Raw genomic sequence first — 345 nt, 5'->3', positions numbered from 1 at the left:
TGCGTACAATGGAATAGCTAGACCAGCTCGACCAATGTTGCCGCCTGGTGTGAGATCTGCCGCAGGTCGGAATATGTTGATGGCACTCATGATGGTGAGTACGCCGAAGCCATAGACCCAGAGTTCATGAATGAAGGCCACGTCAGCGGTTATTTTGGATCCATCTGAATGTGCTAGATCTCTAAATGCTACAGCAGACGCCAGTAGTAAGCCATTAGCAGCTAACTGAGCTGTGCTCGCCACGTAGTGATCTAAGCGAGACATCACCGGACGCATAGCAATGTGGTGACGTGTGAATGTAGCAGTTGTAGCGCATAGTAAGATTAGACCAACCAGAATAAATTT

The 345-nt window shown here is 48.4% G+C and carries 1 pseudogene; it reads right to left on the bottom strand.

From position 1 onward, the window contains the following. Positions 1-264, bottom strand: a pseudogene (locus A3762_RS05900) (C4-dicarboxylate ABC transporter); the annotation flags it as partial. Positions 265-345 lie beyond the last annotated feature (81 nt).

Source organism: Oleiphilus sp. HI0125 (genome assembly GCF_001635355.1).
This window is presented reverse-complemented; position numbering and strand designations above follow the sequence as displayed.